Source organism: Pedococcus sp. P2_D9, from assembly GCF_056404275.1.
This window is the reverse complement of the sequence record NZ_JBFUEI010000002.1, coordinates 388,611-403,952: the sequence shown is the minus strand read 5'-3', so window position 1 is coordinate 403,952 and position 15,342 is coordinate 388,611. Positions and strand designations below refer to the sequence as shown.

General features: G+C 70.6%; 16 protein-coding genes. 13 read left to right on the top strand and 3 right to left on the bottom strand.

The annotated features are described in order from the left end of the window. Nucleotides 1–43 precede the first annotated feature (43 nt). From AC1DXJ_RS04725 to AC1DXJ_RS04715, 3 genes are read left to right on the top strand one after another with little or no spacing between them, the layout of a single operon-like run. Nucleotides 44–970, top strand: coding sequence for a Ppx/GppA family phosphatase (locus tag AC1DXJ_RS04725; protein ID WP_477636417.1), 927 nt, complete (start codon nt 44–46; stop codon nt 968–970). Between the two features lie 23 nt (nt 971–993). Next, entirely contained in the window at nt 994–1,812 is an 819-nt protein-coding gene (locus tag AC1DXJ_RS04720; protein ID WP_477636416.1) for a sugar phosphate isomerase/epimerase family protein, read from the top strand. Between the two features lie 26 nt (nt 1,813–1,838). Then, nucleotides 1,839–2,402 carry a TetR/AcrR family transcriptional regulator gene (locus AC1DXJ_RS04715; RefSeq protein ID WP_477636415.1) on the top strand — a complete coding sequence of 188 codons (564 nt, stop codon included), beginning with the start codon at nt 1,839–1,841 and terminating at the stop codon, nt 2,400–2,402. Here the strand turns inward: AC1DXJ_RS04715 and AC1DXJ_RS04710 are convergent. Further along, nucleotides 2,387–2,551, bottom strand: coding sequence for a hypothetical protein (locus AC1DXJ_RS04710; RefSeq protein WP_477636414.1), 165 nt, complete (start codon nt 2,549–2,551; stop codon nt 2,387–2,389). The genes AC1DXJ_RS04715 and AC1DXJ_RS04710 overlap by 16 nt on opposite strands. 3 nt (nt 2,552–2,554) lie before the next feature. Here AC1DXJ_RS04710 and AC1DXJ_RS04705 point away from each other — a divergent pair, with 3 nt between their 5' ends. The 5 genes from AC1DXJ_RS04705 (at nt 2,555) to AC1DXJ_RS04685 (ending at nt 6,570) form a co-directional block, all read left to right on the top strand. Then, nucleotides 2,555–3,280: an ABC transporter ATP-binding protein gene (locus tag AC1DXJ_RS04705; protein ID WP_477633263.1), complete on the top strand. Its 726-nt coding sequence runs from the start codon at nt 2,555–2,557 to the stop codon at nt 3,278–3,280. Beyond that, on the top strand, nt 3,277–4,011 hold the full coding sequence (locus AC1DXJ_RS04700) for an ABC transporter permease (protein WP_477613768.1): 735 nt from the start codon (nt 3,277–3,279) through the stop codon (nt 4,009–4,011). The genes AC1DXJ_RS04705 and AC1DXJ_RS04700 overlap by 4 nt, the downstream gene beginning before the upstream one ends. Before the next feature lie 97 nt (nt 4,012–4,108). Next, nucleotides 4,109–5,059 (top strand): proline dehydrogenase family protein, encoded by a 951-nt coding sequence (locus AC1DXJ_RS04695; protein ID WP_477613767.1) that lies wholly within the window; start codon nt 4,109–4,111, stop codon nt 5,057–5,059. Nucleotides 5,060–5,095: 36 nt separating this feature from the next. Beyond that, the gene (gene proC, locus AC1DXJ_RS04690) at nt 5,096–5,902 is read left to right on the top strand and encodes a pyrroline-5-carboxylate reductase (protein ID WP_477636413.1); all 807 of its coding nucleotides are present in this window, start codon (nt 5,096–5,098) and stop codon (nt 5,900–5,902) included. Between the two features lie 131 nt (nt 5,903–6,033). After that, entirely contained in the window at nt 6,034–6,570 is a 537-nt protein-coding gene (locus AC1DXJ_RS04685) for an N-acetyltransferase family protein (protein WP_477633261.1), read from the top strand. A 64-nt stretch (nt 6,571–6,634) separates the two neighbouring features. Here AC1DXJ_RS04685 and AC1DXJ_RS04680 read toward each other — a convergent pair whose 3' ends face one another. Next, entirely contained in the window at nt 6,635–7,318 is a 684-nt protein-coding gene (locus AC1DXJ_RS04680) for a potassium channel family protein (RefSeq protein ID WP_477613764.1), read from the bottom strand. 88 nt (nt 7,319–7,406) lie between these two features. Between AC1DXJ_RS04680 and AC1DXJ_RS04675 the strand changes: the two genes are divergently transcribed. Then, a complete protein-coding gene (locus AC1DXJ_RS04675) occupies nt 7,407–8,603 on the top strand; it encodes an acetoin utilization protein AcuC (RefSeq protein ID WP_477636412.1) in 1,197 nt (398 codons plus the stop codon). Nucleotides 8,604–8,796: 193 nt separating this feature from the next. Next, nucleotides 8,797–8,997: a helix-turn-helix domain-containing protein gene (locus AC1DXJ_RS04670; protein WP_056915613.1), complete on the top strand. Its 201-nt coding sequence runs from the start codon at nt 8,797–8,799 to the stop codon at nt 8,995–8,997. Nucleotides 8,998–9,080: 83 nt separating this feature from the next. Here AC1DXJ_RS04670 and AC1DXJ_RS04665 read toward each other — a convergent pair whose 3' ends face one another. Beyond that, on the bottom strand, nt 9,081–12,317 hold the full coding sequence (locus AC1DXJ_RS04665) for a M36 family metallopeptidase (protein ID WP_477636411.1): 3,237 nt from the start codon (nt 12,315–12,317) through the stop codon (nt 9,081–9,083). Nucleotides 12,318–12,579: 262 nt separating this feature from the next. Here AC1DXJ_RS04665 and AC1DXJ_RS04660 point away from each other — a divergent pair, with 262 nt between their 5' ends. The 3 genes from AC1DXJ_RS04660 (at nt 12,580) to AC1DXJ_RS04650 (ending at nt 15,298) form a co-directional block, all read left to right on the top strand. Then, nucleotides 12,580–12,678: a 30S ribosomal protein bS22 gene (locus tag AC1DXJ_RS04660; protein WP_003792170.1), complete on the top strand. Its 99-nt coding sequence runs from the start codon at nt 12,580–12,582 to the stop codon at nt 12,676–12,678. A gap of 179 nt (nt 12,679–12,857) precedes the next feature. Beyond that, a complete protein-coding gene (locus tag AC1DXJ_RS04655) occupies nt 12,858–13,907 on the top strand; it encodes an NAD-dependent epimerase/dehydratase family protein (RefSeq protein ID WP_477636410.1) in 1,050 nt (349 codons plus the stop codon). Beyond that, a complete protein-coding gene (locus AC1DXJ_RS04650; RefSeq protein ID WP_477636409.1) occupies nt 13,907–15,298 on the top strand; it encodes a lysophospholipid acyltransferase family protein in 1,392 nt (463 codons plus the stop codon). Before AC1DXJ_RS04655 ends, AC1DXJ_RS04650 begins: the two co-directional genes overlap by 1 nt. The last annotated feature ends 44 nt before the right edge of the window (nt 15,299–15,342 follow it).

Here is a 15,342-nt window from a genome sequence, read left to right as displayed (position 1 = left end):
AACCGTCCCAGTGGCCGGCCACCTCAGCCGATACCGTGCAGCCATGCGCCTCGGGGTCATCGACGTCGGCTCCAACACCGTCCACCTGCTCGTGGTCGACGCCCATCGCGGGGCCCAGCCCCTCCCCGCCACCTCGCACAAGATCGAGCTGCGGCTCTCTGAACACGTGACCGACGGCGGTGACATCGCCGAGTCGGGCGAGGCCGCGCTCATCGAGTTCATCGGCGAGTGCCTCACGGTTGCGGAGGACCAGGGCGTCGAGGAGGTGATGGCCTTCGTCACGAGTGCGATTCGTGAGGCTCCGAACGGCGAGGAGGTGCTGTCCCGCGTGCGCGCGAGGACCGGGGTGGAGCTCCAGGTGCTCTCCGGTGAGGACGAGGCTCGGCTGACCTTCCTGGCCGCACGTCGGTGGTTCGGCTGGTCGAGCGGCACGCTGCTCGTGGTCGACATCGGTGGCGGGTCGCTCGAGCTCGCCGCCGGAATGGACGAGGACCCCGACGCCGCCGTCTCCCTCCCCCTCGGGGCCGGGCGGCTGACCCGCGACCTCCTCCCCGGTGACCCGCCGACGACGGAGGTGGTCAGGGAGGCGCGCCGGGCGATCCGGCTGCGCATGGCCGCGGCCATGCGGCCCCTGGCCAAGGCCGGGACCGCCGACCGTGCCGTCGGCACCTCCAAGACGATGCGCTCGCTCGCGCGCGTCACCGGCGCGGCGCCGAGCAGTGACGGTCCGTATGCCGCGCGCAGCCTGGAGCGCGCCGCTCTCGCCTCGCTCGTCGCCGACCTGGGCGGGATGACCGCACACCAGCGGGAGCGGCTGTCGGGCGTCTCGGCCAGTCGCTCGCCACAGCTGCTCGCCGGTGCCCTCGTGGCCGAGGCGGCGATGGACCTGCTCGGCCTGGAGCGCCTCGAGATCTGCCCCTGGGCGCTGCGCGAGGGCGTCATCCTGAGCCGACTCGACGCGATGCGCTGACCCGCGCTGGGTAGGCTCGGTGCATGGCCCAAGCCGTGTCGATCCCAGGAGCCACGGTGGCCCTCTCGACCGCGTCGGTCTACCCGGACACCTGCGCGTCGGCCTTCGCCACGGCGGCCCGGCTCGGCTACGACGCCGTCGAGGTGATGGTCTGGACCGACCCCGTCTCGCAGGAGGCCGGCGCGCTCGCGGCGCTGTCCCGGCTGCACGGCATACCCGTCGTGTCGGTGCACGCACCCACGCTCCTGCTCACGCAGCGCATCTGGGGACCCGACCCGTGGACCAAGGTGGACAACTCGATCGCCCTGGCCCAGGAGGTGGGGGCGTCCACGGTGGTGCTGCACCCACCCTTCCGGTGGCAGAAGGAGTACGCCGGCGAGTTCGTCGAGGGGGTGGCGCTGCGCGAGCACGAGACCGGCGTCGCACTGGCCGTCGAGAACATGTTTCCCTGGCGCGCCCGGCAGCGGGAGTTCGAGGCCTACCTGCCGCACTGGGACCCGGTGCCCCAGGCCTACGACAACGTCACCCTCGACCTCTCGCACACGTCGACGGCGGGCTCCGACGCCATGACCATGGCCGCGGCACTCGGGCCCCGGCTCGCCCACGTCCACCTCGCCGACGGCCTGGGCTCCCTCAAGGACGAGCACCTCGTCCCCGGGCGCGGCACCCAGCCCTGTGCGGAGTTCCTCGAAATGCTTGCGGTGCAACAGTTCTCGGGGTCAGTCGTCGTCGAGGTGGGGACCCGCAAGCTCACCCAGGAGCAGCGGGAGGTCGACCTCGCCGAGTCCCTGGCGTTCGCCCGGCTGCACCTCGCGACCGCGACGACGGTCGGCGCGTCATGAGCCCCCGTGGACGCCGCCCCGGAGGTGTGGACACGCGCCAGGCCATCGTCGAGGCCGCCCGGGTCGACTTCGCCGACCAGGGCTACGACGGCACCTCGCTGCGTGGCATCGCCCGTCGGGCTGCGGTCGACCCGGCCCTGGTGCACCACTACTTCGGCGGCAAGGCGCAGCTGTTCGCGGCCGTGATGGACATCCCGGCAGACCCGGCAGCCCTGATCAGCGCCGTGGTCGAGGGGCCACGCGACCAGGTGGGCGAGGCGCTGGTGCGGACGTTCCTGGCGGTGTGGGACTCCGAGGACGGGCGACAGCGCTTCCAGGCCCTGATGCGTGCGGCGGTCAGCCACGAGGAGGCGACCCGGATGCTGCGCGAGTTCCTGACCCGCGAGGTCTTCGGCAGGGTGCTGCGGGCCATGGCAGCCGACGGCGACCGGCCGGCCGATCTCGAGCTGCGCGCCGGTCTCGCGGCGTCCCAGATGGTCGGGCTGGCGATGATGCGCTACATCGTGGAGTTCCCGGCCGTGGTGGACGCCGAGCACGACGAGCTGGCCGCCCTGGTCGGGCCCACGATCCAGCGCTACCTCGCCCCGTAGGGCGACTCCGCGGCATACCGGCGGACGACCAGGCTCGGCACGTGCGCGGGTTTGGTCGTGCTCGCGCCTGTCGCCCCGCCCCCGACCGTGGTCGTCCGGCGGCGGCTGACAAAGGTCTTGTCCGGGCGAAGGAGCAGCGCTATATTCATCGCATGATGAAAAACGCCATCGAGATCACGAACCTCCGCGTGGTGCGCGGCGGTCGTGAGGTGTTGCCCGACCTGACCATGTCGGTCCCGGCCGGCCAGGTGGTCGGGCTGCTGGGGCCCAGCGGCAGCGGCAAGTCGACCCTGATCCGGGCGGTCGTGGGGGTCCAGATCGTCGAGTCCGGCGACGTCACGGTGCTCGGGGAGCCCGCGGGCTCGCCGTCGCTCCGCAACCGGATCGGCTACGTCACCCAGACGCCGAGCGTCTACGACGACCTGTCCGTGCGGGCCAACGTCCGCTACTTCGCCAACATCCTCGGGGCGGCCCCGACGGCAGCCGACGAGGCCATCGAGGCCGTCGACCTCACGAGCCACGCCGACTCCCTGGTCGGTCGCCTGTCCGGTGGGCAACGGTCACGGGTCTCCCTCGCGGCCGCGCTCGTCGGCGACCCCGAGCTGCTGGTCCTCGACGAACCCACGGTCGGCCTCGACCCGGTGCTTCGGCGCGACCTGTGGGAGCTGTTCAAACGCCTTGCGGGCCAAGGGCGTTCGCTGCTGGTCTCCAGCCACGTGATGGACGAGGCGAGTCGCTGCGACCGCCTGCTCCTGCTGCGTGAGGGCCGCATCATGGCCGACGACACGCTGCCCGAGCTGCTCGCCCGCACCGGCGCCGACGACGCCGAGCACGCCTTCCTGTCCCTGATCGACCGCGCCGAGGAGACTGCCCGATGAACGCCCACCGCACCCTCGTCACGGCCGGCCGGGTCCTGGCCCAGCTGCGTGCCGACCACCGGACCATCGGGCTGATGCTCGTCGTCCCCTGCGTGCTGATCGGCCTGCTGGCCTGGATCTTCAACGGCACCCCGGTGTTCGACGGCCTCGGGGCACCCCTGCTCGGTGTGTTCCCGTTCGTGGTGATGTTCATCGTCACGAGCGTCGCGACCCTCCGTGAGCGGACGTCGGGGACCCTCGAGCGGCTGCTCACCACGCCGATGGGCAAGGGGGACTTCATGTTCGGCTACGCCCTCGCCTTCGGGGTGATGGCGGTCCTGCAGGCCCTGATCGCGACGGCCTTCGCGGTCTACGTGTGCGGCCTCGACGTCGCCGGTCCCGCGTGGCAGCTCGTGGTGGTGGCCGTCCTCGACGCCCTGCTGGGGACCGCGCTGGGCCTGCTCGCGAGCGGTTTCGCGCGCACCGAGTTCCAGGCGGTGCAGTTCATGCCGGCGTTCGTGCTGCCGCAGTTCCTGCTGTGCGGACTGCTCGTGGCCCGCGACGGGCTGCCCGACGTCCTGCGCTGGCTCTCCGACGTGCTGCCCCTGTCGTATGCCGTGGACGCCATGAAGTCGGTGACGTCCAGTCCCACCCCGGGCGCCGACGTGACCGCGGACGCTGCCGTCATCGGCCTGTGGGTGCTGGTCGCGCTGGTCCTCGGCAGCCTCACCCTGCGTCGCCGCACCGCCTGAGGCGGGCGCGGCACCCCGCGGCGCGGCATACCTGCTGGTTGGCGGTTAGCCTTGTCGGCGGCCGCGACCTCCGCGGCACCCGGTCGGAAGGACTCACGTGGACGCCAGTGACCTGCTGCGCAACAGCCTGCTCCAGCTCTCCAAGAGCGGCGCTGTGCGACAGACGATCGAGAAGGCGCCGGTGAGCCGCAGCGTGGTCAAGCGGTTCGTCCCCGGCGACCGCACGCAGGACGCCGTCAGCGCGACCGCCGAGCTGCGCGCCACCAACCGGCTCGCGACGATCGACTACCTGGGCGAGGACACCGCCGACCTCACCCAGGCGATCCGCACCCGTGACCACTACATCGAGCTGCTCGAGGCGCTCGCGGACGCCGACCTGTCGCAGCACGGCATGGGCGAGGTCAGCCTCAAGCTGTCCGCGCTGGGCCAGTACCTCCCCGGCGACGGTCACAAGATCGCCCTCGACCATGCCCGCGAGATCTGCCAGGCGGCGGCGAACGCCGGCACGACGGTGACCCTCGACATGGAGGACCACACGACGACCGACGCCACGCTGGAGTCCTTGCGCGAGCTGCGCCAGGACTTCCCGTGGGTCGGCGCGGTGATCCAGTCCTACCTGCACCGCAGCGAGGCGGACTGCCGCGACCTGGCCCACGAGGGCAGCCGCGTGCGGCTGTGCAAGGGTGCCTACAAGGAGCCCGAATCCGTTGCGTACCAGAGCAGCTCGGACGTCGACCAGAACTACGTGCGCTGCCTCAAGATCCTGATGGCGGGCGACGGCTACCCGATGGTGGCCAGCCACGACCCGCGGCTGGTCGAGATCGCCGGCGCGCTGGCCTCGCACCACCACCGCGACGCCGACAGCTACGAGTACCAGATGCTCTACGGGATCCGGCCCGAGGAGCAGAAGCGGATCGCCGACCGGGGCAACCAGATGCGGGTCTACATCCCCTATGGCGAGGAGTGGTACGGCTACCTCATGCGCCGGATGGCCGAGCGTCCCGCCAACACGGTGTTCTTCCTGCGCGGTCTCGCCACCAAGAACTGAGGCGCACACACCTCCCGCGACTGGAAGACTGCCGCCATGGGAACTGTCGCAATCCTCGGTGCCGGCGTGATGGGCGAGACGCTGCTGTCCGGGCTGATCCGGTCTGGTCGCAGCGCTGACGACCTCATCGTCACTGCTCGTCGGCCGGACCGGGCCGACCAGCTGGCCGAGCAGTACGGCGTGCGTGCCATGTCGAACATCGCGGCGGCAGAGGCCGCCGACACCCTGGTCCTTGTCGTCAAGCCGCAGGACATGGGCGGGCTCGTCGAGGAGATCCGCGACCACGTCTCGCCCGGAAACCTCGTGGTCAGCCTCGCCGCGGGCATCCCCACGGCCTACCTCGAGCACCGGCTCCCGGCCGGGGTCGCCGTCGTCCGGGTCATGCCGAACACCCCGGCCCTGGTCGACCAGGGGATGGCGGCCGTGAGCCCCGGTCGCAGTGCCGACGCGGCCCACCTCGAGGAGGCCTCCGAGCTGCTGCGCTCGTGCGGTCGCGTCGTCCAGGTCGCCGAGAAGCACCAGGACGCCGTCACCGCGATCAGCGGCAGCGGACCGGCGTACATCTTCTACGTCGTCGAGGCGATGATCGAGGCGGGCGTGGTGCTGGGGCTGCCCCGGCCGACCGCCACGGAGCTCGTCGTCCAGACGCTGTTCGGTGCGGCGACGATGATGCGCGAGACCGGCCAGCACCCGACCGTCCTGCGCGAACAGGTCACCTCGCCCGGTGGCACGACGGCCGCCGCGCTGCGCCAGCTCGACGACCACAAGGTGCGGGCCGCCTTCATCACGGCCATGGAGGCCGCCGCCAACCGCTCGCACGAGCTCGCCTCGGGCAACGACTGAGGGACTGYCGCACCGACCCACCCGGCCGGGTGGGGGACGGTCGGCGTGCTCGGGGAACTCCCAGTCGGCTCTGGGTGAACACCCAGCAACCCACCTGACCGAACCCGCGTGGATCATGCGAGAGTGGGTCCATGAGCGACATCACCGTGCGGTCACTGGGTGAGGACGAGTGGGAGCAGTACCGATCGGTGCGGCTCAGCGCGCTCGAGGAGTCACCCGACGCCTTCGTGGCGAGCGCCGACGAGGAACGCGGCTACGAGGAAGACTTCTGGCGTCGCAGGATGCGCCGCTCCCAGCGACTGATCGCCGAGCAGGACGGGGCTCCGGTGGGGGTGGCCAGCGTCGGCCAAGCCCGCCAGGAGGGCGAGAAGGACAACGAGAAGGTCGCTGAGCTGTTCGGTCTGTGGGTGGCTCCGACTGCCCGAGGCACCGGTGTGGCGACCCAGCTGGTGCAGGCCGGCGCCGACGCCGCGCGCCAGCAGGGCCGCAGCCACCTCGCCTACTGGGTGGGGGTGGACAACGGCCGCGCGGTCGCCTTCGCCAGCGGCTTCGGCTTCCGCCCGACCGACAGCCGCCGACCGATGCGGGTCAAGGGTGACGACGACGCGGAGGACGAGGTCGCCATGGTGCTTCCCCTCGGCGAGGACCGCGGCGTCCCCAACCTCTGACCGGCAGGTATGCCGCGTGGCCGGCCACGCGGCATACCTCGCCTGGCGGTGGAGGAACGGCTGGCTAGGGGCGTGCGGCGAGGCGGTCGAGCAGGTCGGTCGGGCCGCTGACGATCAACGTGTCGTGGGCCGTCACCTTGGTCTCGGGCACGGCATACGTGAAGTCGCTGCCGGGCGCCTTCACGCCCACGATGGTCACGCCGTACTTGCTGCGGATCGCGCTCTGCTTCAACGTGAAACCGATGGCTTCCTGCGGCGGCTTCATCTTGACGATGGCAAAGCCGTCGTCGAACTCGATGTAGTCCATCAGCTTGCCGTTGAGCAGGTGCGCGACGCGGCGGCCGCTGTCGACCTCGGGGGAGATGACGTGGTGGACGCCGATGCGCTCGAGGATGCGGGCGTGCTCGGGGGAGAGCGCCTTGGCCCAGATGGTGGGGATGCCGGCGTCCACGAGGTTCATCGCGCACAGCACCGAGGCCTCGACCGACGAGCCGATGCCGACGACCGCGATCTGGAAGCTGCGGGCCTTGAGGTTGGCGACCGACTGCGGCTGGGCCGCGTCGGCCTGGACGATGCGACCCACCTTGCCCAGGAACGACTCCGCGAGGTGAGGGTCGCGCTCGACGCCGACGACGTGGTGCCCGAGCTTCGTCAGCTCGATCGCGACCGCACTGCCGAACCGGCCGAGGCCGATGACGAGGACGTCGTCCTCGTAGAGCTTCTTCGCCACTGCGGTCCTCCGCGGCATCGGGGATGGTGAGACCTCTCACGCTAGCGCGTCCCTGCAGGTGGGACCGTGCTGTCCGCGATGACCCCCCGCCCGGTAGCGTCGGCCCATGCCCTCACAGGTGCGGGTGGTCTGGGATCCCGGCTTCACCGCCTACAACTTCGGACCGGGTCATCCCATGAACCCGGTCCGTCTCGACCTGACGGCCCGGCTCTGCGACGCCCTCGGTGTCTTCGATCCCGACGACGTCGAGGTCTTCTCCCCGGACGTGCCGGGCGACGACGTCCTGGCGACCGTGCACACGGCCGAGTACGTGGCGGCGGTCAGGGCGGCGTCGGCAGACCCGTCGTCGGCCGATCCGGCCTACGGACTCGGCACCGAGGACGACCCGGCCTTCCCCGGCATGCACGACGCGAGTGCCCGGGTGGTCGAGGGCACCCGCCAGGTGTGCGCCGACGTCTGGGAGGGACGCACCCAGCACGGCGTCAACTTCTGTGGCGGGCTGCACCACGCCATGGCCGGCAACGCCGCGGGGTTCTGCATCTACAACGACATCGCCGTGGGCATCCAGTGGCTGCTCGACCACGGTGCGCAGCGCGTCGCCTACGTCGACATCGACGTGCACCACGGCGACGGCGTCGAGCGCATCTTCTGGGACGACCCGCGGGTACTGACGATCTCGCTGCACGAGTCCGGCCGGGCGCTGTTTCCCGGCACCGGCTTCGCGGGCGACATCGGGGGGCCGAAGGCGCAGGGCGAGTCGGTCAACATCGCGCTGCCGCCGGGCACGGGCGACTCCGCCTGGCTGCGTGCGCTGCACTCCACGGCGCTGCCCCTGGTGCGGGCGTTCAAGCCGGATGTCCTGGTCACCCAGCACGGCTGCGACACCCACGCCCAGGACCCGTTGGCCCACCTGGCCATGTCGGTCGATGCCCAGCGGGCGGCGGCGGAGTCGCTGCACCGGCTCTCCCACGAGGTCTGCGACGGGCGCTGGGTCGCCCTGGGTGGCGGCGGCTACGAGCTCGTGCACGTCGTGCCGAGGACGTGGACGCACCTGACCGCGATCGCTGCGCACCGCCCGATCCCGTTGACCGAGCAGGTGCCGCAGGACTGGCTCGACCACGTGCGCCAGGCCTTCGGCCGCGAGGGTCCCCGCCGGATGGGCGACCTGGACCCGGCCGACGGTCCGATCTGGCACCAGCCCTGGGACATGGGCTACAACCCCCACGACGAGGTGGACCGGGCCATCATGGCGACGCGTGAGTCGGTCTTCGGGCTGCACGGCCTGGACGTCTGGTTCGACTGACCGGGGTCGCCGGCGGAGTGACACCTCTGTGATTCACAGGACCCTGGCGGCGTGTCGACTGGACAAGTCGAAAGAGTTTTCCCCGTTGGCTTCCCCACGAGTCACATCAGCCCCTACAGTTCCTTCTGCACGAGCGTAGAGGTCCGCCGGACGGGAAGCCGGYGATGCGCGCGTGTAGAAGATCGAGGTAATCATGTCCAACGAGCGACAGCTCGCCGAGGTGCGGTTCCTGACCGTTGCCGAGGTGGCCTCGATCATGCGCGTGTCGAAGATGACGGTGTACCGCATGGTGCACGCTGGAGAGCTTCCCGCCATTCGCGTGGGACGGTCCTTCCGGGTTCCGGAGGACGCCGTGCACAAGTACCTGCGCACGTCCTACGTCGACACCGCCTGATTGGTGCTGACCGCACGACGACAGGGTGGGCCGGGACGAGAAGTCCCGGCCCACCCTGTCCGTTGACGCGGGCGGAGCAGCGGTCAGCGGTTGTCGACCGCGGTGACGTCCACCTTCACGTTCGCCCCGGTGTAGAGCTGGGTCACCAGGTAGACCGAGCCGGGCGGGATGACCGCCGACTCGTCGGCAGCAGACGTCGCCACAGAGCCCGTCAGCTGGCAGGCGCTGTCCAGGAAGTACAGGTCCAGGTCGTGGCCCACTGTCGCGTCGGCGTCGCTGGTGCCCTTGACCGAGACCGAGTGCAGCCCGTCGGAGAACCCGAGCGGGAACTTCGTGACCCAGCCGTCGGCACCCTGGCTGGCCGGCGGGAACGTGCACGCGGTGTTCATCTCGGTGCCGGTCACCCCGAACACGTTCTGCAGACCGGTCGGGTCACCGGCAGCCGGGTTGGGCGCGACGATCGTGCCCGAGTCGGTATAGGCCGGGTCAGGCGTGACCGAGCCGTTGGCGACGGTCGCCCCGGCCCCGAAGACCTCGATGTCCGCCACCTGGGCCGACGTCGACGTGTTGCCCTGCACCGAGTCGATGAAGAACCGGACGTAGCCCGCCTTCACCGGCTTAGCCAGTGAGAACGTCGCGAAGTTGAGGTCCGGCGCGGTGGGCCGCGGCGCGGCATACGCGAAGCCACCGGTGCGGGCCGTGGTCCAGCTGACCCCGTCCGTCGACGTCTGGACCGTGAAGTCCTTCAGGGCGACGAAACGTGAGGCGTTGGTGGCCTTGAACGCGCTGACGCGCAGGCTGCTGACCGTGGCCGGAGCCGCGAGCTTCACCGTCACCCGCTGGTCCGGACCGGCGTTGTATGCCGTGGCGCCGGGCTTCGTGGACCACACCGACGCGGCGGTGTCGTCGAAGGCGAACTTGGCGGGGGCTCCGTCGTCCTCACTGGAGACGTTGACGATCTGCGCACCTGCGGCCGTGGAGGCCAGGTTGGGGGCCAGCTTGATCGTCCTGGCCGTGTTGCGTCCGGCGGTCACCGCGAAGGCGTCGATGGTCTGGACGCCGAACCCCGGTGCCTGGATGGTCAGCGGGTAGGTGCCGGCCAGCGCCTTGACACTGGCGCCGCCCGCCGAGCCGGTGCGGACGAGCGGGGTGACCCGGGCCTCGAACCGGCCGAGGATCACCTTGGCGTTGTTGATCGGCTGACCCGTGGTCGCGTTGACCAGGGTCAGCGCGACCGTGCCGTTCTTGGCCGCTGAGGGGTGGTCGAAGGCGGGGGTGGGGTCGGTGTCGTCACCGGTGTTCGAGTGGGCACCGGCGCCCGCACCGCGCTTGGCGAAGACCGACCAGATGAGGTCGGTGTTGTCACCGTGGTAGCGGTCGAGGTCGGCGGAGAGAATGCCGTCACGGGCGTCGAGGAAGCTCGGGTCCGGTGCGGTCAGCGGCATGCCGTCGGTGACCAGGCGGGCGGCGACCTCGGCTCCCTGGGTGGCGCCGTAGCGAGCCACCAGGGCCTTGCGCAGGTCCCACAGGGTCGCCGTCCAGATCTCGCCGTCGGCGTGCACCTCCGGACCGGTCAGGTCGTAGCCGATGTCCCCGAACGTGGTCGGGTTCTGGTCGTAGTTCCAGTTGCGGATGCCCCGCGTGGGGTTGCCGGTGACGTAGTCGCCGACGATCGGCTGGGTGAGCAGCCCGGTCTTGAAGCCGTGGTTGAGGGCGTACCAGTCCGACCAGCCCTCACCCATCGACCCCGCCTGCTGCGAGCCGAGCGCGCTGCCGCCCGCGACGTAACGGGTCGAGAGGCCGTGGGTGTACTCGTGCTGGATCACGCTCATGTCGAACGAGCCGTCGCGGTACGGCCCCTCGAAGGCGTCGTCGATGGGCTCCCACAGGAACATGCCGCTCCACGGGGGGATGCCGTCGTCGAGGGTGAGCATGTAGGCGTTGTCGCGGCCCGTGTAGGTCGGGTTGCCACCGGACGCGGCACCGGCCTGGACCAGCCCTCGGACCGGGTCACCGCCGTTGCCGCCGTTGCTCCCGTTGTCGAGCTGGAAGTTTCCGGCGGTCTCGGTGAACCCGAGGTCGTAGTACTCGTCGTGGATCCTGTTGTGCTGGAAGAACAAGTTGGTCGCAGCGGGGTTCAGGTCCTCGGCGTAGGACGGGGGGACCGTCTGCCCCTTGGTGGCCGCCCACTGGTTCGTGTAGGTGTAGCTGAAGTTCCCGGTCGGGGCGACCGGGCGCGGGGCGTTGTCCACCGGCCCGATGAAGTTGGACCAGTTGGCATAGGTGTCGGCGTTGTTGCCGTAGGTCGTGACGCCGGTGCCGAGCAGCCCGGTCGGGTCGACCCAGCCCTTCGGCGACTGCGTCGTCGGCCCGAACGACTGCTGCCGTGGCTGGCCGCCCTTGGCCGCGCCCGGGTAGTTGTCGTAGACCGTTCCCTGCGGGTCACCCTCGAAGTCGACAACGGAGGTCCGGTAGAGGGTGCGCCCGGTGGTGCCGTCGACGACGACCTCCCAGGCCTCCTGCGGGCTCTTGATGAAATACACCTTGTATGCCGCGACAGGGCCGGCCTTGGTCCCGAAGGTCACCTTCTTGACGTACGACGGTCCGCCGAAGGGTCCGGCCGCGTAGGTGGTGTAGCCGGCCTGGGTGCCGCTCGCCTTGGGGGCGTAGGACACGTCCGGTGCGAGGCCACCGGCAACCTTCAGCAGCGCGGCTGCCTCGCCGAGCGCCCAGCCGCCGGTGAGGTTCGCACCCGGGGTGGGGTCGCCGGCATACGAGAGGACTCTGCCGTCCTTGGTGACGGCGACGTTGAGCCGCCCTCCGCGCGCAGCAGCGACGCCGTCGGCGGTCTGGACGAAGTCCACGACGTGCGTGCCGGTGGTGGGCAGGGCGTGGTCGCGCACCACGGCGAGCGAGTCGACCTGGGCGGTCGTGAGCCCGAAGGCCGCGGCGTTGGTGCGCAGCCAGCCACGGGCGACGTCCACGGCGGTGCCGGTGGTCGCCGACGTGAGGTAACCGTCGGTGCGCACCGAGCGAAGCGTGCCGAACCGCTCGTCCCAGGTGGCACGAGTGCCGCTGCCGGCCTTGGCGAGCAGGGCGGACGCGGCGTTGCGGGCCGACGTCGTGGGCACGACGGCGTCCTTCACCGCCCGGGTGTCCAGGGTCCTGCCGAGCGCGTCGACGGTGTCGCCGAGCGCGGGGAGGACCGGTGCACCGGGAAGGGCGGCGGACGCGGTGGACAGGGGGAGGGCGGTGGCCGCCGCGGTCAGCAGGCACACCCCGATTCCCAGTGGTCTGACAGAGGGGTGCCTGCGGGACATGGTCGACGTCTCCTGCGCTCTGCGGGCCCTCGTTGGCCCGGGTGGCCTGACAACGAGGGCTCCCCACGAGTGGTTACTGGCTGGTCATGTCGGGCTGACGCCCTCGTGGTGGCGGATCCCCGCCACGTGCGCCTCGGGGGCCTTGCCTGGACGTGGGTTTGGGTTGCAGGGTCGCGGGCCGCTAGAGTGACGTCCACAGTTCGGCGTGGTGCGTTGGTTCGTTGCCCCGTCCGGCAACACCGACCACGATCAAGAGGACACCATGGGCTCTGTCATCAAGAAGCGCCGCAAGCGCATGGCGAAGAAGAAGCACCGCAAGCTCCTTCGCAAGACGCGCCACCAGCGCCGCAACAAGAAGTGATCGAGGGCCCCCGCTGAGCGGGGGCCTTTTGTCTTGAGCGGGGGTAGGAGTGCGGCAGTCCGAAAGTGTGACGAGGCACGCGTCCACGGAAGGCGCACTCCCGTCGGCCGGGGCACGGCTCTCGGTAGGGTTGGCACGGGTCGCGAGCCTCGCGACCATCGGACCCCGCGGGAGGGATCGTGGCTGAGGTCGTCCTCGTGACGGGTGTCTCCCGCTACCTCGGCGGGCAGTTCGCCAGGGCCCTGACCCAGGACCCCACCGTCAAGCGCGTCATCGGCGTCGACGTCATCCCCCCGCCAGGGGACATCGGCCGGGCCGACTTCGTCCGCGCTGACATCCGGAACCCGATGATCGGCAAGATCATCGCGCAGTCCGAGGTCGACACCGTCGTGCACATGAACGTCATCGCGACGCCGACCGGCGCCGGTGGCCGCACGTCGATGAAGGAGATCAACGTCATCGGCACGATGCAGCTCCTTGCTGCGTGCCAGAAGGCGTCCAGCATCAAGCGTCTCGTCGTGAAGTCGTCCGCGGCCATCTACGGTTCCAGCCCGCGCGACCCTGCGATGTTCACCGAGGACATGGGCCCGAAGTCGTTGCCCAGAGCGGGATTCGGCAAGGACTCGGTCGAGGTCGAGGGCTACGTCCGCGGCTTCTCGCGCCGCCGTCCCGACGTCGAGATCTCCATGCTGCGCTTCGCCAACATCATCGGTCGGGGCATCCGCACGTCCCTGACCGACTACTTCGCCCTGCCCGTCGTGCCGGTGCCCTTCGGCTACGACGCCCGCCTGCAGTTCGTGCACGAGAGCGACGCGATCGGCTCGCTGCTGCTCGCCACCACCGGCCCGAGCACGGGCATCACCAACATCGCCGGGGACGGGGTCATCACCGTGAGCCAGGCGGCGGGCATGGCCGGCCGACCGATCATCCCCGTGCCGATGCCCGCTGCGGGCATCTTCGGAAACCTCGTGAAGCGGTCCGGGCTCGCCGACTTCAGCAGCGACCAGATCCAGTTCCTCGCCTTCGGTCGCGGGTTGGACACCCGACGGATGCGTGAGGTTCTGGGGTACGAGCCGGACTACACCACGCGGGCTGCCTTCGCCGACTATGCGCAGGGGGTCGGCTCGGCGATCCCGGGGGCCGGGATGTTCGGGTCGGCCGTCACCGGCGCCGCGGAGAGTGCCGCCGGCGCGATCAGCCACGTGTGGGCTGCAGGGAGGAACGACTGATGGCCTCGACGCCCAAGAAGCCGGCGAAACCCACCGCGCGCAAGGGCGCCCTCGCAGCGGGCGCCGCCAGGGCATCCGGGGAACGCGCCAAGCGCCGCAGCACGCCCCTGCTCGCGTCGACCCCCCCGGCTGCCCCCGCAGCTGCCGCTCCCACGACAGCTCCCGCTCCCGCACGCGCATCTGCGTCGGCATCGGCCGCCTCGGCGACCACCCCCTCGACGGCCAGTGGCAAACACCGCCCGAGCCCGGTGGCCAAGGCGGTGCCAAGCCGCAAGGCGGTGTCCCGTTCCGGCGCCCGCACGACCCAGCCCAGCAAGGCCGCCAAGCCCGCCCGGCCACCTCGGGAGGTGACGGGTGCGGCCACGTCAGGAGAGCGGCATACCCCTGAAGCCAAGGTGCGCACCCTCAAGGCGGTGACGGACGAGACCGTCGTGCCGGTTGACGTGCCGGAACCGGCGACCTCTCGCAGCATCGCGCCGGGAGTCGAGGAGCTGCTGACTGCGGGCATCGCTGCGGTCCGGGTTGCCTCGGAGGCGGCGGGGATCTCGTCGGACGACGTCGAGCGCCACATCGCCTCGTTGCTGTCGTTCGTGCGGCGTCGGGTGACGGGCGACTACACCGTCGACGAGTTCGGCTTCGACGAGGACTTCACCAGGCACTTCTACCTGCCGATCCTGCGGCCGCTCTACCGGTCGTGGTTCCGCGTCGAGGTCCGCGGGATCGAGAACATCCCGACCGTTGGCGGCGGCCTGGTCGTCGCCAACCACTCCGGCACGATCGCCATGGACTCGCTGATGACCCAGGTGGCCGTCCACGACGAGCACCCTGCGCACCGTCACCTGCGGATGCTGGGTGCCGACCTGGTCTTCCAGACCCCCGTCGTCGGCCAGGTCGCGCGCAAGTCGGGCTCGACGCTGGCCGCGAACCCCGACGCCGAGCGGCTGCTGTCGAGCGGCGAGCTGTGCGGGGTCTGGCCCGAGGGCTTCAAGGGAGTCGGCAAGCCGTTCAGCGAGCGCTACAAGCTCCAGCGGTTCGGGCGGGGCGGCTTCGTCTCCGCTGCGCTCAAGACGGGCGCGCCCATCATCCCGTGCTCGATCGTCGGCGCCGAGGAGATCTACCCGATCATCGGCAACATGAAGACCGTTGCGCGGCTGCTGGGGGCGCCCTACGCGCCGATCACGCCCACCTGGCCCTTGCTCGGCCCGCTCGGGCTGATCCCGTTGCCCAGCAAGTGGATCATCGAGTTCGGCGCACCCGTGGAGACCGCAGACCTGGGGCCGAACGCCGCCGACGACCCCATGCTCGTCTTCGACCTCACCGACCAGGTGCGCGAGACCATCCAGCAGACGCTCTACTCCCTGCTCATGCAGCGCCGTTCCGTCTTCTTCTGACGGGGCCTGGCCCACGGGGCTGGATCAGGGCAGCGTGACTGAGG

Excerpts from the sequence above, each read along its gene's own strand:
- AC1DXJ_RS04685 (WP_477633261.1), top strand. The coding sequence starts at position 6,034 with ATGAGCGACATCACCGTGCGGTCACTGGGTGAGGACGAGTGGGAGCAG.
- AC1DXJ_RS04705 (WP_477633263.1), top strand. The coding sequence starts at position 2,555 with ATGATGAAAAACGCCATCGAGATCACGAACCTCCGCGTGGTGCGCGGC.
- AC1DXJ_RS04650 (WP_477636409.1), top strand. The coding sequence starts at position 13,907 with ATGGCCTCGACGCCCAAGAAGCCGGCGAAACCCACCGCGCGCAAGGGC.
- AC1DXJ_RS04665 (WP_477636411.1), bottom strand. The coding sequence starts at position 12,317 with ATGTCCCGCAGGCACCCCTCTGTCAGACCACTGGGAATCGGGGTGTGC.
- AC1DXJ_RS04660 (WP_003792170.1), top strand. The coding sequence starts at position 12,580 with ATGGGCTCTGTCATCAAGAAGCGCCGCAAGCGCATGGCGAAGAAGAAG.
- AC1DXJ_RS04680 (WP_477613764.1), bottom strand. The coding sequence starts at position 7,318 with ATGCCGCGGAGGACCGCAGTGGCGAAGAAGCTCTACGAGGACGACGTC.
- AC1DXJ_RS04720 (WP_477636416.1), top strand. The coding sequence starts at position 994 with ATGGCCCAAGCCGTGTCGATCCCAGGAGCCACGGTGGCCCTCTCGACC.
- AC1DXJ_RS04670 (WP_056915613.1), top strand. The coding sequence starts at position 8,797 with ATGTCCAACGAGCGACAGCTCGCCGAGGTGCGGTTCCTGACCGTTGCC.
- AC1DXJ_RS04700 (WP_477613768.1), top strand. The coding sequence starts at position 3,277 with ATGAACGCCCACCGCACCCTCGTCACGGCCGGCCGGGTCCTGGCCCAG.
- proC (WP_477636413.1), top strand. The coding sequence starts at position 5,096 with ATGGGAACTGTCGCAATCCTCGGTGCCGGCGTGATGGGCGAGACGCTG.
- AC1DXJ_RS04725 (WP_477636417.1), top strand. The coding sequence starts at position 44 with ATGCGCCTCGGGGTCATCGACGTCGGCTCCAACACCGTCCACCTGCTC.
- AC1DXJ_RS04710 (WP_477636414.1), bottom strand. The coding sequence starts at position 2,551 with ATGAATATAGCGCTGCTCCTTCGCCCGGACAAGACCTTTGTCAGCCGC.
- AC1DXJ_RS04675 (WP_477636412.1), top strand. The coding sequence starts at position 7,407 with ATGCCCTCACAGGTGCGGGTGGTCTGGGATCCCGGCTTCACCGCCTAC.